Genomic DNA, 23,142 nt, shown 5'->3' on the forward strand with positions numbered 1-23,142 from the left:
CGGTGATTTCCTCGGCGCGGCCATTAGAACGCCAGATGGCGCGCGGAAACTTGCCGACGATGCGCTCGAGATCGGCGAAGACGCGGTAGCGCCGCTCGGCATGGAGCTGGTCGATCGCTTCCTCGAAGAACCGCTGATAGTTCATGTCGCCTTCCCAGTTTTGCGCGGGATCATAATCATTGGCCCATTCGCCGTCCACCGGGCCTGTTTGGTCAAAATGCCACGCCCCGCCACTGTTCCTAACGACCCGGGATCGTGCCTTATTCCCTTGATGTGCATCAACTTTGTTTCACTACGATGCCTTGGGCCGCTGAGACTGTTACGGACTTAACATACCGGTCTTGTATAGCCCTGCGATGGTCTTTCCAGTAAGGCGGCATTTGGGACAGTTTCCGATAAATCTTGAATAGCGAGGATACGGAATGACGGTTTTGGTGACAGGCGGCGCCGGCTACATCGGCAGCCACATGGTCTGGGAACTGCTGGATGCCGGCGAGAGCGTCGTCGTTCTCGACCGGCTTTCCACCGGCTTCGAATGGGCGGTGGCGCCGGAAGCCAAGCTGGTTGTCGGCGATGTTGCCGATAAGGAACTGGTCGGCCAGATCATCCGGGAGAACAAGGTCGACGCGATCATCCATTTCGCCGGTTCGATCGTGGTGCCGGAATCGGTTGCCGATCCGCTCGCCTATTACGAGAACAACACCTCGAAGACCCGCACGCTGATCGAAACCGCGGTGCGCGAGGGGGTGCCGCATTTCATCTTCTCCTCGACCGCCGCCGTCTATGGCGGCGCAGGCCTCGAGCCGGTGCGCGAGGATGCCCGCCTGGCGCCGGAATCGCCCTACGGCCTGTCCAAGCTGATGAGCGAATGGATGCTGCGCGATGCGGCGCTTGCCCATCCCTTGCGCTACACGGCGTTGCGCTATTTCAACGTCGCCGGCGCCGATCCCAGAGGCCGCACCGGCCAGTCGACCCCGGGCGCCACCCATCTGATCAAGGTCGCCTGCGAGACCGCGCTCGGCAAGCGCCCCTTCATGCAGGTGTTCGGCACCGACTATCCGACCCCGGACGGCACCTGCATGCGTGACTACATCCATGTCAGTGACCTGGCCGCGGCGCATCGCCTGGCGCTGGAGCGGCTGCGCGCAGGCGGCGACAGCCTCGTCGCCAATTGCGGCTACAGCCATGGCTATTCGGTGCTTGAGGTCATCGACAGCGTGCGCCGCGCCTTCGGCCGCGATTTCGAGGTCAAGATGGGCGACCGCCGCCCGGGCGACGCCGCTGCGGTGGTCGCCAATTCCGATCTCGCCCGCGCCGAACTCGGCTGGACCCCACAACGCGACGATCTCGACCAGATCGTTGCCGACGCGCTCGCCTGGGAGCGTATCCTGACCGGCAAGAACTCAGCCCGGGGCTGAGCCGAGAGGCTCCCAACGCCCCCCAAAGGGCTCGCAAGGCGCGCGGCGAAGCGCTATTGAAGGCATTCGCAAGCAAAGCGTGGAGGCACTGCGCCGCGAAGAGCTTTTGGGGGGTGGCATGAGGATAACGGTGCTCGGCGCCGGCGTTGTCGGTACGGCGGCGGCCTACTACCTGGCCGCCGATGGCCACGAGGTCACCGTGGTCGAGCGCCATCCGGCGCCGGCGCGCGGCACCAGCCAGTCCAATGCCGGCCTGGTATCGCCCGGCGACGCCACCGCCTGGGCCTCGCCGGCGGCGCTGAAGACTTTTCTGCGCGCGCTGTGGAATCATGATCTCGGCATCAAGGTCAGGCTGCGCTTCGATCCCTACTTCCTCGCATGGAGCCTGCGCTTCCTGCGCCAATGCACGGTGGCGCGGCTGCGCGCCAACAGCCGAGTCAAATTGCGGCTGGCGCTCTATTCGCGCGACCGCATCAACGCCATTTCGGCCGACACCGGCATCCATTATGACGAGCGCAAGAAGGGCATCCTCTATTTCTTCCGCTCGCAGCACAGCCTCGACACCGGCACCGACAATTATCGCTATCTCGCCGAACACGGCCTGCCAATCGAGATCGTCGGCCGCGACCGGCTGATCGAACTGGAGCCGGGCCTCGCCGGCGTGAAGGAAAAGATCGCCGGCGGTGTCTATTCGCCGATCGACCAGACCGGCGATTCCCGGCAGTTCGTGGAAAAGCTCGCCGCCTATGCCGCCGAAAAGCTCGGCGTAAAATTCCTCTATGGCACGACGGTCGAGGGCCTCGATATCGAAGGCGACCGCGTGCGCGCGGTAATGACCTCGGCCGGTCCGGTCACTGGTGATGCCGTGGTCATCTCCATGGGGCCGGAGAGCGGCCTGCTCGGCCGCCGTTACGGCATCGACCTGCCGGTCTATCCAGTGAAAGGATACACCGCGACCATACCGCTGGAGGACCAGAGCAAGGGTCCGACAATGGGCGGGGCCGACGAGGACCAGCTGATCGCCTATTCCAGGCTGGGCAACCGCTTGCGGCTGGCTTCAACCGCCGAATTCACCGGCTTCGATCGCACCCATCGTCCAAGCGACTTCGCCGCCATGTTCCGGACCGGCAAGGATCTGTTCCCCGGCGCCTTCGACGAGAAGAAGGCCGAACTCTGGGCAGGCTTGCGACCGATGATGCCGAACTCAGTACCGGTCATCGGCCAGGCGCGTTACAAAAACCTCTATCTCGACACCGGCCATGGCCATGTCGGCTGGACCATGGCTTGCGGCTCCGGCAAATTCCTGGCTGACCTCGTCGCCGGCCGCAAGCCGGAGATCGACCCGCAAGGTCTGGTCTACGGAGGCTAGGTATGTCGGGACCGCAAGTCGCCATCGACCTTGGCCGTATCGAGCGCAATGCGCGCACCATCGTCGAACGCTGTGCGCTGTCGGGCATCAAGGTCTTCGGCGTCACCAAGGGCACCTGCGGCATGCCGCAAGTGGCGCGCGCCATGCTGCGCGGTGGTGTTTCGGGCATCGCCGAATCGCGTTTCGAAAACATCCGCCGGCTGCGAGACAACGGCGTCAGCGCGCCGATCATGCTTTTGCGCAGCCCGCCAATGGCGCGCGTCGAGGAGGTGGTGCGCACCGTCGACATCAGCCTGCAGTCGGAGCTGACCACGATCCGCGAGATATCGCGCATCGCCGAGCGCATGGGCCGCGTCCACGACATCATGCTGATGATCGATCTCGGCGATCTCCGCGAAGGCATCTGGCCGAGCGATCTCATCCCCACCGTAGAGCAGATCTTGGCGTTCAAAGGCGTACGCATCGCCGGCATCGGCACCAATCTCGGCTGTTTCGGCGCGATCATGCCGACGCCGGAAAATCTCGGCCAGCTTGTCGCCCATGCCTACAAGACCGAGCGCCTGTCCGGCAAAAGCCTCGACTTCATTTCCGGTGGCGCCTCGTCATCGCTGACGCTGCTGCTCGAAGGCAAGCTGCCGGCCGGCATCAACAATCTCCGGGTGGGCGAGGCGATCCTGCAAGGCGGCATCGAAACCTTCCGCGATGTGCCATGGCCGGAACTCGAACCCGATGCCTGCCGGCTGACCAGCGACATCATCGAGGTCAAGCTCAAGCCGTCGCGGCCGATAGGCGAATCCGGTTACGACGCTTTCGGCAACCAGCCGGTCTTTCCCGACGAAGGCGACCGGCTGCGCGCCATCGCAAATATCGGCCGCGAGGACGTGCTGGTCGAAGGGCTGACGCCGATCGCCAAGGGCGTGAGGGTGCTCGGCGCTTCCAGTGATCACCTGCTGCTCGATGTGCAGGACGCCGATCCACGGCCTGCCGTCGGCGACCGTGTCGCCTTCCGCATGAACTATGGCGCCATGCTCTTGGCGATGACTTCGGAATATGTCGAGAAGGCGCCGATGCACGACGTCGCCGACTTTTCCGGCCGCAAGATGGTGTCGATCTCGGCCGAACAGGCAGCCGCCGGCATCCTCGCCCGCGAAGGAACCGGCGCGCGGCTGGAGGCGATGAATTTCGACGTGGTGGAACTGGCCGACATCGAACGGCCACCCTCAGGGTTGATCCGGCTCGCTGCCGGCGCCGACCGCCGCATCGCCCACAAGGCAATGACCGCAACGGCGCGCGCGACGCATTCCTTCGGCCTGATCTGGATCGATTCCATCGCCGCCTTGATGCCTGAGGATGAAGAGGGCAGAGATCTGCCGGAAACCTCTGTGCTGGCGCGTACACTCGGTCTCGACCACAAGGTCGGCGCACTGCAACCGCAGTTGTCGCCGGAAAATGTCGTCATCATCGGCCTGCGCCATGCCGATCCGGCGGAAGCGCGGGTGCTGAAGGATTCGCGCGTTTCCGCCTTCACCATGACCGACATCGACGCCATGGGCATGCGCGACCTGATGCATGAGGCGATCCGCATCGCGACGTCAGGCACGCAAGGCTTTCACGTCAGCTATTCGCCAACGGCCACCGAATTCGCCGGGTGGGCCGCGGGCTCTGGCGGGTTGACGGTGCGCGAAACGCATCAGGCGATGGAGGCGATCTCGCTCTCCGGCGGCTTGCTGTCGATGGATGTCTCGGGCCTGACTGCTGGTCTGGAGTCCAGGATCGGCACCGACGTGGTCAACTTCGTCATGTCGGCCTTCGGCAAGCGGATTCTCTAGCTGTATTGACGTGCGATCGGACCGTAGCTTCACTTCAGAGAATTTGGCATTGCTTGGGTGTCTGGATGGCGCAGACTTGGAAAGTAAATAGATCTTATTTCATCCTGGTCGCGGCAACTGCATTTTTGTCGGGGCTTATTTCCTGCCTTCTAGTTAAAGTCAATAATTGTGATTATAATATCGGAATTGGTATACCCTACGGAGATCGTGGAGCAGAGTGCGATTCGTATCTATCCACGAACTATGGAATAGATATCTTATCGCAATCTAGTAAATCTCTATTTGATATTCTGGCGTTGCCAATGATTATATACATGGCTGTCGTGCTTGTCGTTTATTTATTTTGGCTAGTTTCCAGAAAATTTAATTTTTCGATTATGAGCTATCTCTCCGTCAGTAATTTTGTGATTTTGTATTCCTCATACCTTTTTCCATTGATCATGCTTTGATGCGACCGCCTTGCGCCAGGCGCTGACATAGGCCGCCCAGATCGGGTCGGTCTGCGGGTCTATTCGCTCGCCCTTGCCGTGCGCCGGCTTCTCCTCGGATGCCAGCAGTGCCGCGCCGATGCTGGTGCCGGTGGCCGCCTCGGAGGCGATGACGGTGCGCGCGGTCGCTGCGGCGAGCATGCCGACAAAGAGGCGGTTGCGGGCAAAGGGTCCTTCCACGGTGGTCGGGCCATCGGCGCCGATCAGCTCGAGGCAGGTCGCCGTCATCAGCGCCAGATAGAACGAGATGGCGGCGAAGCGCTCGCCCTTGCTGATGCCTTCGGCATTGAGCCATGCCGCGGCATGGTCCGGAAATGGCCCTGATCCCTGCTGTGTCGAGGGCAAAAGCAGCATTTTTCTTGTCAGAGCGGCCAGCACATCGCTGCCGCTGCAATCCTGCGGTTTGTCCTTGGTCAGCAGGGAAAACTCACGACCACCCATGAACCTCGCCGAGGGTACGGGAGCACCAAGTGCACTGACATTGACCAGCGTATCGCGCGCCGCATCGAGTGCAATCTCTTTGCCGCCGACGGCCATCGACACCACCCAGGTGCCGGTCGAGACGACGGAAAAGGGCGGCGCGTCGGACAGGAGATGCGGCAGCAGCGAGGCGTTGGAATCGTGCAGGCCGCAGAACACTGGTGTCTGCGGACCAAGCCCGGTTCGTGCGGCAAGCGAAGGCAGGATCGGGCCGAGCCGATCCCTGGCCGGCCGCACCGGGGCCATCAGGCTGCGCCATTTCAGGCTGTCGACGATCGACGAAAAATCGGCTGTCCACGGTTCCCACAGATCGGTGTGGCAGCCGAGCGAGGTCACCTCGTTGGCGGCGACGCCGGTCAGCCGCAGCGCCCAATATTGTGGATACATCAGCATCGCGGCGGCCTTGGCGAATTCGGCGGGAAAACGCTTCTGCTGCCAGAAGAATTGCGCGCCGAGATTGAGGCCGAGCGGCAGGCGCGGCGTGCCGGTTTCAGTGAACGGCGGACGGATTGCGTCATACTCCGCCGCCAGTCTGTCGGGGGCATCGAATTCATAGTCGAGCACCGGCAGCACCAGTTCTCCCGAAGCGTCGACCAGCACGCCTGTTGCGCCATGGGTGGTGATCGAAATGGCGTCGATGCGCTGCTCGCGGTTGAGGCTGGCCAGGCTGTTGAGGATGAACGTCCACAGCCCTTCGACGTCGTGATGCGGGTAGGGCGGCTGCCGCAGCGGCGCATTGGCCATCCGGCGCAAAGCCACCTCGCTCAGCGTGACGAGATCGACCAGCGCCACCTTGGCGTTGGTCTTGCCGATGTCGATGACGGCGATATGCCGAAGGGCGCTCATGCCATATGGAACATTGTTTCCAGCGGTATGGCCACCGGCTCGTTGTCGGGTCTGGTCTCCATGATGTCGGCCATATGCGCCCACCAGCGCTGCATCACTGGATGGCTCGGCAGGTCGGCCATGCCATGATCGTCGCGCCGCCACAGTACGCCGAACAGGATGTTGGTCTCATCGTCGAGATGGATCGAATAGTCGGAAACGCCGGCCTGTTGCAGCAGCGCCACTAGTGGCGGCCAGATCTCGTCGTGGCGCTTCTTGTACTCGGCCTTCATGCCGGGCTTAAGCTGCATCTTGAAGGCGTATTTCTCAGGCATCAGCTGACACCACGCAGCCGCCGCCAGACGATCGGCAGCGCGATGACGACAATCAGCAGCAGGCCGATGAAGATCGACATGACGATGCCAGGCACGTTGAGCAGGCCGAGGCCGAAGGTCACCAGACCCATGATGAAGGCGGCGAGCACGACGCCTAAAATGCTGCCGGAGCCGCCCAGAATGCTGACGCCGCCCAGCACCACCATGGTGATGACTTCGAGCTCATACCCCTGCGCGATCGACGGCCGCGTCGAACCGAGGCGCGAGGTGATCAGCACCGAGGCGATGCCCGCCATCAGCCCAGTCAGGCAAAACAGGATGAATTTGATACGGCCGACGCGCACGCCGGAAAACTGTGCGGCAACCGGATTGTTGCCGATGGCGAAGACGCGGCGGCCGAAACTGGTGCGATGCAGCAGGAACCAGTAGACGACGGCCGCTATGAGAAACAGCACCAGCTCGAACGACACCACCCACCAAACATAGCCCTGGCCGAAGAACGCGAAGCGCTCGGGGTAACCCTTGTAGGCCTGGTCGCCGAGGATGATGAAGGCGATGCCGCGAAACAGGCTCATCGTGCCGATGGTGACGACGATGGAGGGTAGGCCGAGCCTTGTCACCAAGAGCCCGTTGAAGGCGCCGCAGCCGAGCCCGACGACGATGCCGATCGCCACCAGCACGGGAGTATCCGCGCCGGCCTGCACCGCCATCCCCATCATGGTCGACGCGAGCGCGATGATAGCGGCGACCGACAGGTCGATCTCGCCCGAAATGATCAGCAGCGCCATGGCGAAGGCGATCAGACCCTTCTCGGTGAAATTGAAGGTCAGGTCCGACAGCGAATAGGCGTCGAGGAAATAGGGCGAAGCGAAACTGTTGATGGCAAAGATGGCGACCGCCACCACGACCAGCAGCGCCTCCCAGGAAAAGATCGCCGAGGAGAGCGGCTTGTCGAGCCGGTCGGGGATGTGGCGCGGAGCAGGAACGTCGCTCATGCCGCCTCCGCTTTTCTGAGGATGATGCGGCCCTGCTGGCGTTCGCCGCGCGCGTTGAGCACGACGGCCAGAATGATGGCGCCGCCCGAAATCGCCATCTGCCAGAAGGGCGAGATGTTGATGACCGGCAGTGCGTTGGAAATAATGCCGAGGAACAGCGCGCCCAGCACTGCGCCGCCGACCGAGCCGATGCCTCCGGCAATCGAGATGCCGCCGATGACGCAGGCGGCAATGATGTTGAGCTCATAGCCATTGGCGACCTCGACCGAGGCGATGACATAGCGCGAAATCCAGAGATAGCCTGACAGGCCGCCGATCATTCCGGAGATGCAAAAGACGATGAATTTGGTGCGACCGACATCGATGCCGGCATAGACCGACGCCGTCGGGTTGACGCCGATGGCGTAGATCGAGCGGCCGAGCGCGGTGCGCGTCATCAGGATGAAGAACAGTGCGATGACCAGGATGGCGATCCACGACAGAACCGGAATGCCGAGAAAGGCCGCCCGCTGGAAGCCGATGAAATCGGGGCTCATCTTGTCGGCATTGACCCAGGCGCCGCCGGACAGGACGAAGGTGGCGCCGCGATAGATGGTGAGCGTGCCCAGCGTCACCACGATCGACGGGATGTTCAGCCGCCAGACCAGCAGCCCATTGATGGCGCCGAGCACCAGCCCGACCGCGAGCGCAATGACGATCAGCAGCGGGATCGGGATCGCCGGATGCGCTGCGTTCAGCATCGCCACCACCATGCCGGTGAAGCACAGGTTGGAGGCCATCGACAGGTCGATCGACCGCGTCAGGATGACAACCATCTGTCCCAGCGCCAGGATCATCAGGATCGAGGTGTCGTTGAACACCTGGCCGAGATTGCCGGGGTCGGCAAAGGCCGGGAAGCGTATCGAGATCAGGCCGATCAAAACGACGATGGCCGCCGCCAGCCAGATCTCGCGGTATTTCAGGAGAGCCTTCATGCCGCGATCCCCGCTGCCGTCCTGACCAGCGTTTCGGCGTCCAGCCCCTTATTGTCGTAGACCGCCGCAACCAGGCCTTCGCGCATGACGACGACGCGGTCGGACATGCCGAGGATTTCGGGCAGTTCCGACGACACCATGATCACAGACAGGCCTTGGGCAACGAGCTCGGCCATGAAACCGTGCACGGCGGCCTTGGAGCCGATATCGATGCCCTTGGTCGGCTCGTCCAGGATGATCACCTTGGGCGCTGTCGCCAGCCATTTGGCGATGACGATCTTCTGCTGGTTGCCGCCCGACAGGGTGCCGACATCCTGGCTGAGTGAGGAGGCGCGCAGGTCCAGCCGCTCGGTGTAGGAGCGGGCGAGCGAAAATTCTTCCGCCAGCCGCAGCAGGCCGGATTTGGAAGTGCGCTTGAGCGAAGGCAGTGAGACATTCTGGAAGATCGGCAGGCCGATCACCACGCCTTGCTTGCCGCGTTCTTCCGGCACGTAGACGATGCCGGCTTCGATCGAATCCGCCGCCGATCTTGGCGCGATCGCCTTGCCTTCCAGCGTGATCGTCCCGCCCGATACGCTGGTGATGCCTGAGATCGCTTGCATCACCTCGCTGCGCCCGGCGCCGACAAGGCCATAGAAGCCGAGGATCTCACCCTTGTGCAGCTCGAAGCCGATATCGTTGAATTCGGTCGGGTGCGACAGGCCGGAGACCGACAGCACCGGCGCGCCGATCTCGGCCTTGCGCTGCGGAAAGATGTGATCGACGGAGCGGCCGACCATCATGCGCACGATCTGGCTCTGGCCGGCATCCTTGATCAGCCCTTCGCCGACCATCTCGCCATCGCGGAACACCGTGTAGCGGTCGGCGATGCGATAGATCTCGTCGAACTTGTGGCTGATGAACAGGATCGCCTTGCCATCCTCCTTGAGGAATTCGATCAGCAGAAAAAGCTCCTCGATCTCCTTCATCGAAAGGGCTGCGGTTGGTTCGTCCATGATGACGATCTGCGCGTCGATCGACATGGCGCGCGCCACCGCGACCAGATGTTTGTTGGCTATGCCGAGGTCTTTCAGCCGCGCATCGGCGTCGATATGGCCGGCATGCATGGTATCGAGCACTTCGCGCGCATTTTTGCGCATCGTGCGCCAGTCGATGGTGCCTAGCCGTGTGCGCGGCGCATGACCGAGAAAGATGTTCTCGGCGACGCTCAGATCGTCGAACAGCACGGTTTCCTGATGGATGGCGGTGATGCCATGGCCGAAGGCGGCATGTGCGCTGGGCAAGGTCACCGGCTGGCCGTCAATGCTGATCGTGCCGGTGTCGGGCTGGTAGATGCCGGTCATGATCTTGACCAGCGTCGACTTGCCGGCGCCGTTCTCGCCGATCAGCGCGGTCACTTGGCCGGGGTAAAGCGACAGGCTGACATTGTGCAGCGCGCGCACACCGGGAAAGCTTTTGGAGACGCCGGACAGCGTCAGGCGCGGGGTGATCTTACCCTCCCCCTTGTGGGGAGGGTCGCGAACGATGTGAGCGGGGTCTACTAGCATATCAAGGTCCTGGCATATGGAGATGTCGCCACCCCCACCCCGTCTCGCCGGTTTTGCTTCGCAAGACCGCCTCGCCGACCCTCCCCACAAGGGGGAGGGTACTGGCGCTCCGGATCAATAGATCTTGGAGAACTTCTCGATGTTGGTCTTGTCGAACTGGAAGGGCGGAGCCATCGCAGCCGAGTTCGTATCGTCGAGCGTGACCTTGCCGACGCGGCCGATCGACAGTGTCGCGCCGGGCTTGGCCTCTTCCTTCTTCACCGCCAGGTCATGGGCGAGGTAGACGGCGGAGTAGCCGAGGTCGATCGGGTTCCACAGCGCGACCGCCTGGCTGGAACCATTGTCGATGAACTTCTTGAACTCCGACGGCAGCGCCAGGCCGGTGACATTGACCTTGCCGATCAGGTTCGCGTCGGTGACGACCTGGGCGGCGGCGACGACGCCGACGGTGGTCGGCGCGATGATCGCCTTGAGGTTCGGATAGGACTTCAGCAGGCCCTTGGCTTCGTCGGTGCTCTTGGCCGAATCGTCATCGCCATAGACGGTGGCGACGAGTTTGATCTTGGGGAATTTCTCCGGCAGCACCTTCTTGGCCGCTTCGATCCAGGCGTTCTGGTTGGTCGCGGTCGACGAAGCCGACAGGATGGCGACCTCGCCGCCTTCCGGCAGATAGTCGGCGGCGAGCTTGATGATGGTCTCGCCGATCAGGCCGGTGTCGGACGGGTTGAGGTGCAGCTGGCGGCCTTCCTTGGCGACGCCCGAATCCCACGAGATGACGGTGATGCCGCGCTCCATGGCCTTCTTCAGCACCGGCACCAGCGCGTCGGCGTCATTGGCGGAAATGGCGATGGCGTTGACCTTCTGCGCGATCAGCGAATTGACCACTTCGATCTGCGCTTCGGCGGTCGCCTTGGTCGGGCCGGTGTAGATGATGTCGACATCGCCGAGTTCCTTGGCCGCCTCTTCGGCGCCCTTGTTGGCGGCGTCGAAGAAGCCGTTGCCGAGCGACTTCACCACCAGCGCGATCTTGACGTTTTCGGCATAGGCGGCGTTCACGAACATGGCGGCCGAGAATGCCGCCGTCACCATCAATTTCTTCAAGAAGCTCATTGTATTTCCTCCCTTTGAGCGTTGCATCCCATCGTCGCTGCGGTTGGTCTCAGGCCTGCAGCGAAGATTCTTCCTTTGCCGACTTGCGGGCGACGATCAGCGTCACACCTGCGGCTTCCAGCATGTTGGCTTCGCGATCCTCGATGCCGTCATCGGTGATGACCGTGGCGATGCGCTTGAGCCCGCACAGGATCAGGCTGGAGCGCTGGCGGAACTTCGAGGAATCGACCAGCACCACCAGCTCGTCGGCCTGGTCGATCAGTTTCTGCTCCGCCTGGATCAGAAGCGGGTCGCCTTCCATCAGGCCGAGCGGGCCGAGCCCCTGCGCACCCATGAACATGCGGCGCGCATAGAAATTGCGCGTCACGTCATTGTCGAAGGGCGACAGGATGATGTTCTGCTCGCGGTAGATCGTGCCGCCCGACAGCATCACCGTGTTCTTCGAATGCTTGAGCAGATGCTCGGCGATCGGGAACGAATTGGTGAAGATCGGCATGCGGCGTCCGGTCAGGAAATGCACCATCTGGAAGGTGGTGGTGCCGCCATTGATGATGATCGGCTCGCCGTCTGTGCAGAGCTCCACCGCTTCGCGCGCAATCGCCCGCTTCTGCGACGCATTCAGCGTTTCGTTGACGGAAAAGGGCCGGCCGGCGAGGCCGATGAACTGTGGAGGCGAGATTGCCTCGGCGCCGCCGCGCACCCGGCGCAGGCGCTTTTGCACGTGAAGGGCTGCGATATCGCGCCGGATCGTCGCCTCGGACGAGTCCGTCAGGTCGACCATCTCCTGCACCGTCACCACAGGCTTTTCCTGGACGGCGGACAGAATGATCCTGTGGCGCTCTTTTTCGTGCATGGTTCCTCCCTGCAGGGTCATGAGGCACTAGAAAACAACCAGTGTCAATCATTTCCGATCATATAATTTCATGGTGCAGTGCAATATGATCGATATTGATCGTTTGTGATTGACAAGCAGCGTGCTTGCGTAGACATTTCCGGCAAAAGGGACCGCGCCTTTTTGCGTCCCAGGGAGGATAATTATGCTCGACAAGCGCTCCGGCTCGCGCCTTGCCAATCTGTGGGACGATGCGAAAATCGAAGGGATGAGCGGGCCTGAGCTTCTGGTCTATCGCTCGAACACGCTCGGCTCCGACAAGCGCGTCACCAACTATGGCGGCGGCAACACCTCCTCGAAAATCTGGCAGAAAGACCCGCTCACCGGCGATGATGTCGAAGTGCTCTGGGTCAAGGGCTCGGGCGGCGATAGCGCCTCGATCAAGCTTGACGGCTTCGCCACCCTCTACATGGACAAGCTCCGCGCGCTCAAAAGCCTCTATCGTGGTGTCGCGCATGAGGACGAGATGGTGGGCTACCTGCCGCACTGCACCTTCAACCTCAATCCGCGCGCGGCCTCGATCGACACGCCGCTGCATGCCTATGTGCCGAAGCCTTTTGTCGACCACATGCATCCCGATGCCATCATCGCCATTGCCGCCGCCAAGGACTCCAAAGCGCTGACCAGGGAGATCTTCGGCGACGCCATCGGCTGGCTGCCGTGGAAGCGGCCGGGTTTCGAGCTCGGCCTGTGGCTGGAAAAATTCTGCGTCGAGCACCCCGAGGCCAAGGGCGTCATTCTCGAGAGCCACGGCCTGTTCACTTGGGGCGACACCCCCAAGGAGTGCTACGAGACGACGATCTCGGTCATCAACCAGGCGGTCGAATGGTTCGAGCGCCGCTCCGAGGGTCTCGCGATCTTCGGCGGCGAGGCGGTGAAGTCGCTCGATGCCACTGAGCGCCGCGCCATTGCGGCGAAACTGATGCCGAGGATTCGCGGCTTGATCTCGGAAAAGAGCCACAAGCTCGGTCATTTCGACGACCAGCCCGCCGTGCTCGAATTCGTCAACTCCAGGGATTTGCGCCCGCTGGCCGCACTCGGCACCTCATGCCCGGATCACTTCCTGCGAACAAAAATCCGGCCGCTGGTGATCGAGTTCGATCCGGCCAAGCCTGATGTCGATGCGGTCATCGCGCGCCTTGCCGATGACATTGCCGCTTATCGTGTCGGCTACCAGGCCTATTACGACAGCTGCAAGCACCCGGACTCGCCCGCTATCCGCGATCCCAATGCCGTGGTCTACCTGATGCCCGGCGTCGGCATGTTCACCTTCGCCGGCGACAAGGCGACGGCGCGCATCTCGGGCGAATTCTACGTCAACGCCATCAACGTCATGCGCGGCGCTTCGACCGTCTCGTCCTATGTTGGCCTGCCCGCGCAGGAGGCCTTCGACATCGAATACTGGCTGCTCGAGGATCTGAAGCTACAGCGCATGCCGAAGCCGAAGTCGTTAGCCGGCCAGATCGCTTTGGTCACCGGCGGCGCCGGCGGCATCGGTCGCGCCACCGCCAGCCGGCTGCTGCGCGAGGGTGCCTGCGTCGTGCTGGCCGACATCGATGAAGCCGCTCTCGCCAGCGCCAACGACGAGCTGGCCAAGGCCTATGGCAAGGATTTCGTCCGCCCGGTGCTGATCAACGTTACTGCCGAGGAGCAGGTCATCTCAGGTTTTGCCGAGACGGCAGTCGAGTTCGGCGGCATCGACATCCTGGTCTCCAACGCCGGCCTGGCGTCCTCGGCACCGATCGAGGAAACCACGCTGGCGCTGTGGAACAAGAACATGGACATCTTGTCGACCGGCTATTTCCTGGTCTCGCGCGAAGCCTTCCGGCTGTTCCGCGCCCAGAAGATCGGCGGCAATGTCGTCTTCGTCGCCTCGAAGAACGGGCTGGCCGCCTCGCCCAACGCCGCCGCCTATTGCACCGCCAAGGCCGCAGAGATCCATCTCGCCCGCTGCCTGGCGCTGGAGGGCGCGGAAGCGCAGATCCGGGTCAATGTTGTCAATCCGGATGCCGTGCTGCGTGGCTCGAAAATCTGGACCGGCGAGTGGAAGGAACAGCGCGCCGCCGCCTACAAGATGTCGACCGACGATCTGGAGGAGCACTACCGCTCGCGGTCGATGCTGAAGCGCTCGGTCTTCCCGGAAGACATCGCCGAGGCGATCTATTTCTTCGCCTCCGACATGTCGGCCAAATCCACCGGCAACATCGTCAATGTCGACGCCGGCAACGCGCAGAGCTTTACGCGCTGAGCTAACGTCGAAGCGCTTCCCTTCCCCCCGTCACTATACGGGGAGAAGGTGGCCCGAAGGGCCGGATGAGGGGCAGCGCTGACCGAACGCATTTGGGAGGAATAGCACTTGTCCGAAACCATCATCTCCGCCGACCTCGTCGCCAGCCACAACGCTGCCCGCAAATCCGACCTCGAACGCGACTACGCCTCGCTCGGCGAACGCCTCGACCGTCGCGGCATCGCCATCGATGCCATCCGCGACAAGGTCGAGAAATTCGCCGTCGCCATTCCGTCCTGGGGCGTCGGCACCGGCGGCACCCGCTTTGCCCGCTTTCCCGGCGCCGGCGAGCCGCGCGACATCTTCGACAAGATCGAGGACTGCGCCGTCATCAGCCAGTTGACGCAGGCGACACCGACCGTCTCGCTGCACATCCCCTGGGACAAGGCCGACCCGAACCGGCTGAAGCAGGCGGCCTCCCGCTTCGGCCTCGGCTTTGACGCCATGAACTCCAACACTTTCTCCGACGCCAAGGATCAGAAGCTCTCCTACAAATTCGGCTCGCTGTCGCATGCCGATGCCGGCACGCGCCGTCAGGCCGTCGAGCACAATCTCGAATGCATCGAGATCGGCAAGACGCTCGGCTCTAGAGCGCTGACGGTATGGATCGGCGACGGTTCGAATTTCCCGGGCCAGGTGAATTTCGCCAAAGCCTTCGAGCGCTATCTCGACGCCATGAAGGAGATCTATGCCGGCCTGCCCGCCGACTGGAAGCTGTTCACCGAGCACAAGATGTACGAGCCGGCCTTCTATTCCACTGTCGTGCAGGACTGGGGCACCAACTACCTCATCGCCAGAGAGCTCGGCGACAAGGCCTTCTGCCTGGTCGACCTCGGCCACCATGCGCCCAACGTCAACATCGAGATGATCGTGTCGCGGCTGATCCAGTTCAAGAAACTCGGCGGCTTCCACTTCAACGATTCCAAATATGGCGACGACGATCTCGATGCCGGTTCGATCGACCCCTATCGGCTGTTCCTCGTCTTCAACGAACTGGTCGATGCCGAGCTTTCCGGCGCCGAGGGTTTCGATCCCGCCCATATGCTCGACCAGAGCCACAACGTCACCGACCCCATCGAAAGTCTGATGCTGTCGGCGGTCGAGGTCCAGCGCGCCTATGCGCAGGCGCTGCTGGTCGACCGCAAGGCGCTGGAAGGTTTCCAGGACGGCAATGATGCGCTGATGGCGACACAGACGCTCAAAAGCGCCTACCGCACCGATGTCGAGCCGATCCTGGCCATGGCGCGGCTGAAGAGCGGCGGCGCCATTGATCCGGTCGCCGCGTATCGTGCGGCAGGATACAGGACGAAGGTCGCAGCGGAACGGCCTGTGGTTGCGGGTGGCAGCGGCGGGATTGTTTGAGGTTGGCTGATCTCCCCCCTCGTGGGGGAGATTAGCAACTCCTCGGCGAGCGGGCGAACACCAATATGTGTTCGCTCATATTGATGATGGACTCGGCCGCTCCAAGTAGCTCTTCTAGGCACACTGAACTTGGAGCACCGCCATGCCCTTGACCCGCCGGACGCTGATTGGCGTCACCCTTTCGCTCGCAATAGCGCTGACGCCATCCGCAGCCGTCTTCGCTGCCTCGCCGCAGCCGGCGAAGGGCGGGCACGGCATGGTCGTGACCGCCCAGCATTTCGCGTCGGAAGCCGGCGTCGAGGTGCTGAAGAAGGGCGGCAACGCCGTCGATGCGGCGGTCGCCGTCGGCTATGCGCTCGCGGTCCTCTACCCTAATGCCGGCAATATCGGCGGCGGCGGATTCATGACCATACGCTTCAAGGACGGCAAATCGACGTTCCTCGATTTCCGCGAGCGCGCGCCGCTTGCGGCAACCAAGACCATGTATCTCGACAAGGACGGCAAACCGGTGAAGGGCGCCAGCCTTGATGGCTATCTCGCGGTCGGCGTGCCGGGTTCCGTGGCCGGTTTCGAGATGGCGAGGGAAAAATACGGCACGCTGCCACGCCAAGACTTGATGGCGCCGGCAATTGCCTATGCCAAGGATGGCTTCGTTCTCGACCAGGGTGACGCTAATTCATTCGCAAGCAATGCCGCGCGGCTGGCGAAGGACCCTGCCGCGGCCGCCATCTTCCTGAAGCCGGACGGCAAGCCCTATGGCGCCGGCGAGCGTCTCCTCCAGCCCGACCTTGCCGCCTCGCTCGCCGCCATTTCCGAAAAAGGCGCCGATGCCTTCTACAAAGGCGCCATCGCCGATGCCATCGTCAAGGCGAGCGGCGCCAAGGGCGGCATTCTCGCCAAGGCCGATTTCGAGCAATATGCGGTGCGCGAACTGAAACCGGTGAGCTGCACCTATCGCGGCTACGAGATCATTTCGTCGCCGCCGCCGAGCTCCGGTGGCGTCATCATCTGCGAAATCCTCAACGTGTTGGAAGGTTACCCGCTATCCTATCTCGGCGCCGACTCGGCCGAGACTGTTCATGTCATGGTCGAGGCGATGCGCCATGCCTATGTTGATCGCAACTCGGCCCTTGGCGATCCCGATTTCGTCGACAACCCGGTCTCGAAGCTGCTCGACAAAGGTTACGCCAAGGACATCCGCGACAAGATCGACCCGTTCCGGGCTGGGGTCTCTCAGGACCTGATGCCGAAGGGCTTTGGCGAGTCGAAGGAGACGACGCATTATTCGATCATCGACAATGACGGCAATGCGGTCGCGGTCACCTACACGCTGAACGGCTCGTTCGGCGCCGGCGTTGTCGCCGATGGCACCGGCATCCTGCTCAACAATGAGATGGACGATTTCACCCAGAAGCCCGGCGTGCCCAATCTCTATGGTCTGGTCCAGGGCGAGGCGAATGCCATCCAGCCGAGAAAGACGCCGCTATCATCGATGAGCCCGACCGTCGTGGCCAAGGACGGCAAGCCGTTCATGGTCATCGGCAGCCCCGGCGGCTCGCGCATCATCACCATCACGCTGGAAGCCATCGTCAACGTCATCGACCACGGCATGAACATCCAGGAGGCAATCGACGCGCCGCGCATCCATCATCAGTGGCTGCCCGATACGATCTATGTCGAACCGTTCGGCCTGTCGCCCGACACCGAAAAACTGCTGGCCGGCATGGGCTACCACCTCGATCTCGCTGATTCGACCTGGGGTCAGGCGGCCGGCATTCTTGTCGGCGGCAAGAGCCTTGCGGAAATCGAGAAGGGTGGCGGCGCCCGCTACAACGGCGCCATCGACAGCCGCGCCGCATCCGGCGAGGCTCTAGGATACTAGATCACGATCAAACAAAGATCGATCAAAGGACGAGCGTGAGGGTCGATCCCACCAGCATCAGCGCCGCGATGCCAACGAACAGCGCGTAGATGCGCGGCCGGTCGAGCAGCAGCGCATTGCCCGATATCCAGGCGGCGGTCGCGCCGCCAAGCGCGAACAGGAAGCCGTTGCGATGGCCGAAGGCCATGGAAGCGGCCATCAACCCGCCAATGATCAGCGCGCCGAAGACGATGATCACGGCGACGGCGTATTTCTCGAAGTCGTTGCCGCCACCCATGGCCGGGCCGATCGCGTTCAAATTCGGCAGATCGTCCGGATCGAAGGGACTGGTCGACCCATATTCATCTTGACCGACAGGTTCTCGCATCACTCATTCTCCGCTGACCGGCAACAAATCATCAACATCTGCCGAGCGCAACCGGATCGCGCCTTGCCGAAGGCGGCCGATGCGGTCTTCAACACCTTCTGATGCCGACTTGCCACGGTTTTTTCGGACAGGGTCGCAAAATCCGCCACGCTTTAAAGCAATTCCAGGAAAAGTGTGATCGGTTTTCTGTCCGGAATTGCGCCGAAACAAAGAGATAGAGCGGTTCGCCGTTTCCGTGAAACGGCGAAAGGATGCCGAGCGCCTCGATCGTGCGCCGGACGTCGCCGTCATTGCGGCCAAGTGTCTCGCGGATCACATCGGCCTCATAGCGCTCCAGCCGTTCCGGCAGCGATCTGGCGTCATCCGTTTCCGCCGAGGTGGAAGGCGGCGCATCACCCGCTTCTTCCAGCCCGAGCACGAAACGCTCGGCGAAATGCGCGAGTTCGCGGACATTGCCCGGCCAGTCATGCTGGCTGAGATAGCGGTGCACCGAAGCAGGCACGGCCGGCATTTGACGGCGAAAGCGGGCGGCCGCGCGTTCGGCGAAGTAGAAGAACAGTAACGCCACGTCGTCGCGGCGCTCGCGCAGCGGCGGGATCGAGATCGTCACCACGTTGAGCCGGTAATAGAGATCCTCGCGGAAGGCGCCGCGTTGGCCGGGATCGCCGAGATCGACCTTGGCAGCGGCGACGACACGCAGATCGACCGGCCGGATCTCATTGGTGCCGAGCGGCGTCACCTCACGCATTTCCAGCACCCTGAGCATCTGCACCTGGGTCGAGGCCGGCATGCTTTCGATCTCGTCGAGGAACAGCGTGCCGCCACTGGAATGCTCGATGCGGCCGATCCGCTTCTTCTGTGCGCCGGTGAAGGCGCCGGCCTCATGGCCGAACAACTCGCTTTCGATAACCGTGTCCGGCAGCGTGCCGCAATTCAGCGCCACGAAATTTCCCTTGGCGCGCCGGCTCCAGCGATGCAGCAGGCTCGCCACCACCTCCTTGCCGGAGCCGGTCTCTCCGGTCACCAGCACGTCGACATCGGTGTCGGCGATTTGCCTGAGCGTCCGGCGCAGCCGTTCCATCGCCGGCGTCTGGCCGATCAGCGGCAGGCCGTCCTGCGCCTGTTCGGCGCTTTCGCGCAAGGCGCGGTTCTCCATCACCAGGCGGCGCTTTTCCGCTGCGCGCGCCACGCTTTGCGCCAGCCGGTCGGCGGCGAACGGCTTGGTGATGAAGTCGTAGGCGCCGTCCTTGATCGCCTTGACCGCAACCGCGATGTCGCCATGCCCGGTGACCAGGATCACCGGAATGTCAGGATCGAGCCGCAAGACGCGGTCGAAGAGCTGCAGGCCGTCAATGCCGGGCATTCTGATATCGGACACCACCACGCCGGAGAAGTTGGCGTCGAGCCCGGCCAGCGCCTCGGCCGCCACCGCAAAGGCCGACACTGAAAAGCCGGCCAGTTCCAGCGTCTGCCGCGTGGCTCTCAGCAGCTCGCTGTCGTCGTCGATCAGGATGACCGGTGCGGTGTCCATCATCGAGCCTTGGCGAGGTGAACGGTGAAGCGCGTGCCGTCTCTGCCGCTGGAAACCTCGATGCGTCCGCCATAATCGGCGACGATGTCCTGCGAGATGACGAGCCCGAGGCCGAGGCCTTTCTCCTTCGACGTGTTGAACGGCGTGAACAGCGATTTGAGGATGGCGGGCGAAATGCCCGGTCCGTTGTCGGCGACGGCAAGCGCCACGCCGTCGGCCGTTTCCTGCGCCGACACTTGCACCCTGGCGCCGTCGCGGCCGTCCAGCGCCTCCAGCGCGTTCTGGAAAAGATTGATCAGCACCTGCTCCAGCCGCAGCCGGTTGCCCATCACCTTGAGTGTCTGCGGTGGCAGCGTGATGTCAAGCGCGTCCAGCCGGCCGGCAAAGCGGCTCCTGAGCAGCACCACGGCGCCTTCGATGACACCGCGCAACTCGACCGGTTCGGCTGCCGTGCGGCCCTTGCGGGCAAAGACCTTCAACTCTTCGGTGATGCCGCCGATGCGCTCCGTCAGCGCCGCAATCGCGCCAAGGTTCTCCTCGGCCGAGGCGGTCTGCTTGCGCTCCAGGAACACACGCGCATTGTCGGCATAGGCGCGGATCGTCGCCACCGGCTGGTTGATCTCATGCGCGACGCCGGCGGCAACCTGGCCGAGGGTCGCAAGACGGTTGGCCTGCACCAGTTCCTGCTGCATGACCTGCAGCTTGGCCTCCGTGCTGCGGTGATCGGTGATCTCGGCCTGCAGCCGGTCGCGCGCCAGGCTCAGATCATGCGTGCGCTCGACGACGCGGCGTTCGAGCTCTATGCGCGCCGCCTGTTCGGCGGCAATGCGCATCTGCGCCGACTGCCGGCGCCACAAGAGATAGCCGGCCAGCGCCAGCAGCGGCACCACGACGCCCAGCGCCAGCAGCCGCATTTCACGCACCGCAGCCGCGATCGGCGCTTCGGCCGGGACGAGATAGTCGAGCCGCCATGGCGTCGATTGGACCAGTGTCGAAAGTCTGAGATATTCGGCATCGCTGCCGCCGGGCGTCACCGCATGCACCATCGATACGTCAGGGCTCAATGCCTCAGGGCGGGTGATCGGCAGCGGGATCAGCGGCGCGTTACCGAATTGCTGGCTGCTCCGGATGGTGGCAGCCAGCGGGCCGGCAAGCGGTGCCGTGGTCATGAAGCGCCAGGACGGCACGCTGGTGATCAGCACGACGCCATGGTCGTCGCTGACATAGGCGGGGCGGTTGGCCTCGTGCCAGTCGGCTTCGAGCTGATCGAACTCCATCTTGACGACGACGACGCCAAGCGGTGCGGCCGCATTGCCGACGCGCCGCGAAATGTAGAGGCCGGGGCGCTTGCTCGTATTGCCGAGGGCGAAATATTCGGCGGTCCCGGATTGCATGGCGCCGGAGAAATAGGCACGGAAACCATAGTCGTTGCCGACGAAGCTGGTCGCCTCGCGCCAGTTGCTGGAAGCGATTGCGAACCCGTCGACGCCGGTGACATAAAGCACCGACGCCTTGGTGCCGGAGACCAGCCCTTCGAGTTTGCGGTTGAGCACGTCAATCGCGACTGCGCCTTTGTTCTGCAGGGCGTCATGCACCTGCTGGTCTTCCGACAAAAGCAGCGGCAGCGCCCGCGGGCTTTCCAGCACCGCGCGCAGCAGCGCAACCTTCAGGTTGGCATCGGTGCGGCCTTGCGCCGCCAGCGTTGCGACCTCGGCACGACGCGCATAGAGGCCGGCGCCGGTGAGCGCCGTCGCCACGATCACAAGCGCTATTCCCGCAAACAGCAGCCAGGCACGGCGCGCGCGTTTGCCGAGTTGCTCGGGCGTCGGCGACAGGACCGCGGCAGGGCGTTGCAGCATCGCCTATTTGTGCATGATTTCGCACAAAGCACAATTCGCTCATGCGGATGTCCGCACTTCCCTCAGGTTAACACAGCGTTGGTTCTCTAAAATAGTCAATAAAATCAAGGCGTACGACCTCGCCACGCAGTCTGGCACGGCAGTTGCAATGATCCATTCAGCAGTCGCGAGGCTGCTGGAGGTCAAAACAAATGCCCCGGGAGGTCGAGCTTTCGATCGGGGCGCCATGGAGGACGTCATGCAGCCAGCATCCGCTGCCGCCGAACCGCGCGGCAAGCTACCCTTTTACCGGCATCTTTACGTGCAGGTCCTGACGGCGATCGCCGCCGGCGTTCTGCTCGGCCATTTCTATCCCGAACTCGGTGCTTCGCTGAAGCCGCTCGGAGATGCCTTCATCAAGCTGGTCAAGATGGTGATCGCGCCGGTCATCTTCCTGACGGTGACGACCGGCATTGCCGGCGTCTCCGACCTGAAAAAGGTTGGCCGCGTCGCCGGCAAGGCGATGATCTATTTCCTAGTCTTCTCGACCCTGGCGCTGGTCGTCGGCCTGGTCGTCTCCAACATTGTACAGCCGGGCGCCGGCATGCACATCAATGCGGCGACGCTCGATCCCTCGAAGGTCGCGACCTTCGCCGAGAAGGCGCATGACACGACCATCGTCGGCTTCCTGCTCAACATCATCCCCGACACTATCACCGGCGCCTTCGCGCAGGGCGACATCCTGCAGGTGCTGTTCTTCTCGGTGCTGTTCGGTATCTCTCTCGCCCTGGTCGGAGACCGCGGCCGCCCGGTCGTCGACTTCCTGCAGGCGCTGACGTCGCCGATCTTCCGCCTCGTCGCCATCCTGATGAAGGCCGCCCCCATCGGCGCTTTCGGCGCCATGGCCTTCACCGTCGGCAAATACGGCATCGGTGCGATCGCCAACCTCGCCTTCCTGATCGGCACCTTCTATTTGACGTCGCTGCTCTTCGTGCTGGTCGTGCTTGGCGCTGTGGCATGGTACAACGGCTTCTCGATCCTGGCGCTGATCCGCTACATCAAGGAAGAGCTCCTCCTGGTGCTCGGCACCTCGTCTTCGGAAGCGGCCTTGCCCGGCCTGATGGCCAAGATGGAGCGCGCCGGCTGTAATCGTTCGGTGGTCGGCCTGGTCATCCCGACCGGCTATTCCTTCAACCTCGACGGCACCAACATCTACATGACGCTGGCCGCTCTGTTCATCGCCCAGGCGACTGATACGCCGCTCACCTATGGCGACCAGATCCTGCTGCTGCTCGTCGCCATGCTGAGCTCCAAGGGTGCTGCCGGCATCACCGGCGCCGGCTTCATTACGCTGGCCGCCACGCTCTCGGTGGTGCCTACGGTGCCGGTCGCCGGCATGGCGCTGATCCTCGGCGTCGACCGCTTCATGTCGGAGTGCCGCGCGCTGACCAACTTCGTCGGCAATGCGGTGGCGACCATCGTCGTGGCGCGCTGGGAAGGTGAACTCGACCAGACCAAGTTCGCCGCCGCCATGGCCGGCACATTGTCCGAGGAGGCCGACCTGGCGCTGTCGGGCGATCTGCAGCCCGCCTGATCTCCCAAGGCGTTCGACC

17 protein-coding genes and 1 pseudogene are annotated in these 23,142 nt (G+C 63.0%); 7 read left to right on the forward strand and 11 right to left on the reverse strand.

The genetic code is table 11. The features are described from left to right. Nucleotides 1-145: pseudogene (locus AC04SH_RS29180) on the reverse strand (5-aminolevulinate synthase); the annotation flags it as partial. Nucleotides 146-422: 277 nt separating this feature from the next. Between AC04SH_RS29180 and galE the strand changes: the two are divergent. The 3 genes from galE to AC04SH_RS29195 all read left to right on the forward strand — a co-directional run bounded on the left by galE (nt 423) and on the right by AC04SH_RS29195 (nt 4,616). Beyond that, nucleotides 423-1,418, forward strand: coding sequence for a UDP-glucose 4-epimerase GalE (galE, locus tag AC04SH_RS29185; RefSeq protein WP_477237381.1), 996 nt, complete (start codon nt 423-425; stop codon nt 1,416-1,418). 118 nt (nt 1,419-1,536) lie between these two features. Then, nucleotides 1,537-2,787 carry a D-amino acid dehydrogenase gene (locus tag AC04SH_RS29190; RefSeq protein WP_488577600.1) on the forward strand — a complete coding sequence of 417 codons (1,251 nt, stop codon included), beginning with the start codon at nt 1,537-1,539 and terminating at the stop codon, nt 2,785-2,787. 2 nt (nt 2,788-2,789) lie between these two features. After that, entirely contained in the window at nt 2,790-4,616 is a 1,827-nt protein-coding gene (locus AC04SH_RS29195; protein WP_488577601.1) for an alanine racemase, read from the forward strand. Nucleotides 4,617-5,035: 419 nt separating this feature from the next. Here AC04SH_RS29195 and AC04SH_RS29200 read toward each other — a convergent pair whose 3' ends face one another. The 7 genes from AC04SH_RS29200 to AC04SH_RS29230 all read right to left on the reverse strand — a co-directional run bounded on the left by AC04SH_RS29200 (nt 5,036) and on the right by AC04SH_RS29230 (nt 12,223). After that, nucleotides 5,036-6,430, reverse strand: a complete 1,395-nt coding sequence (locus AC04SH_RS29200; protein ID WP_488577602.1) for an FGGY-family carbohydrate kinase — start codon at nt 6,428-6,430, stop codon at nt 5,036-5,038. Next, on the reverse strand, nt 6,427-6,744 hold the full coding sequence (gene rhaM / locus AC04SH_RS29205) for an L-rhamnose mutarotase (RefSeq protein ID WP_488577603.1): 318 nt from the start codon (nt 6,742-6,744) through the stop codon (nt 6,427-6,429). Before rhaM ends, AC04SH_RS29200 begins: the two co-directional genes overlap by 4 nt. After that, a complete protein-coding gene (locus tag AC04SH_RS29210; RefSeq protein WP_488577604.1) occupies nt 6,744-7,739 on the reverse strand; it encodes an ABC transporter permease in 996 nt (331 codons plus the stop codon). Before AC04SH_RS29210 ends, rhaM begins: the two co-directional genes overlap by 1 nt. After that, nucleotides 7,736-8,713 (reverse strand): ABC transporter permease, encoded by a 978-nt coding sequence (locus AC04SH_RS29215; RefSeq protein WP_488577605.1) that lies wholly within the window; start codon nt 8,711-8,713, stop codon nt 7,736-7,738. Before AC04SH_RS29215 ends, AC04SH_RS29210 begins: the two co-directional genes overlap by 4 nt. Beyond that, nucleotides 8,710-10,260: a sugar ABC transporter ATP-binding protein gene (locus AC04SH_RS29220; protein ID WP_488577606.1), complete on the reverse strand. Its 1,551-nt coding sequence runs from the start codon at nt 10,258-10,260 to the stop codon at nt 8,710-8,712. The genes AC04SH_RS29215 and AC04SH_RS29220 overlap by 4 nt, the downstream gene beginning before the upstream one ends. 114 nt (nt 10,261-10,374) lie before the next feature. Further along, the gene (gene rhaS, locus AC04SH_RS29225) at nt 10,375-11,370 is read right to left on the reverse strand and encodes a rhamnose ABC transporter substrate-binding protein (RefSeq protein WP_477237397.1); all 996 of its coding nucleotides are present in this window, start codon (nt 11,368-11,370) and stop codon (nt 10,375-10,377) included. 49 nt (nt 11,371-11,419) lie between these two features. Beyond that, nucleotides 11,420-12,223, reverse strand: coding sequence for a DeoR/GlpR family DNA-binding transcription regulator (locus AC04SH_RS29230; RefSeq protein ID WP_488577607.1), 804 nt, complete (start codon nt 12,221-12,223; stop codon nt 11,420-11,422). 184 nt (nt 12,224-12,407) lie between these two features. Here AC04SH_RS29230 and AC04SH_RS29235 point away from each other — a divergent pair, with 184 nt between their 5' ends. The 3 genes from AC04SH_RS29235 to ggt all read left to right on the forward strand — a co-directional run bounded on the left by AC04SH_RS29235 (nt 12,408) and on the right by ggt (nt 17,793). Next, complete coding sequence (locus tag AC04SH_RS29235; RefSeq protein WP_488577608.1) at nt 12,408-14,510, forward strand: bifunctional rhamnulose-1-phosphate aldolase/short-chain dehydrogenase; 2,103 nt, start codon at nt 12,408-12,410, stop codon at nt 14,508-14,510. 108 nt (nt 14,511-14,618) lie between these two features. Further along, nucleotides 14,619-15,911, forward strand: a complete 1,293-nt coding sequence (gene rhaI, locus AC04SH_RS29240) for an L-rhamnose catabolism isomerase (RefSeq protein WP_488577609.1) — start codon at nt 14,619-14,621, stop codon at nt 15,909-15,911. 142 nt (nt 15,912-16,053) lie between these two features. Further along, nucleotides 16,054-17,793: a gamma-glutamyltransferase gene (gene ggt / locus AC04SH_RS29245; RefSeq protein WP_488577610.1), complete on the forward strand. Its 1,740-nt coding sequence runs from the start codon at nt 16,054-16,056 to the stop codon at nt 17,791-17,793. A gap of 22 nt (nt 17,794-17,815) precedes the next feature. Here ggt and AC04SH_RS29250 read toward each other — a convergent pair whose 3' ends face one another. The 3 genes from AC04SH_RS29250 to AC04SH_RS29260 form a co-directional block, all read right to left on the reverse strand. Next, nucleotides 17,816-18,160, reverse strand: coding sequence for a hypothetical protein (locus tag AC04SH_RS29250; protein ID WP_477237405.1), 345 nt, complete (start codon nt 18,158-18,160; stop codon nt 17,816-17,818). An 88-nt stretch (nt 18,161-18,248) separates the two neighbouring features. Further along, nucleotides 18,249-19,694, reverse strand: a complete 1,446-nt coding sequence (locus AC04SH_RS29255; RefSeq protein ID WP_488577611.1) for a sigma-54-dependent transcriptional regulator — start codon at nt 19,692-19,694, stop codon at nt 18,249-18,251. Then, nucleotides 19,691-21,550, reverse strand: a complete 1,860-nt coding sequence (locus tag AC04SH_RS29260; RefSeq protein WP_488577612.1) for a sensor histidine kinase — start codon at nt 21,548-21,550, stop codon at nt 19,691-19,693. The genes AC04SH_RS29255 and AC04SH_RS29260 overlap by 4 nt, the downstream gene beginning before the upstream one ends. Before the next feature lie 238 nt (nt 21,551-21,788). On the opposite strand from AC04SH_RS29260, the gene AC04SH_RS29265 reads away from it, so the two are divergent. Next, entirely contained in the window at nt 21,789-23,123 is a 1,335-nt protein-coding gene (locus AC04SH_RS29265) for a dicarboxylate/amino acid:cation symporter (protein WP_488577613.1), read from the forward strand. Nucleotides 23,124-23,142: the final 19 nt, after the last annotated feature.

This window comes from Mesorhizobium sp. CNPSo 4688 (assembly GCF_057784295.1).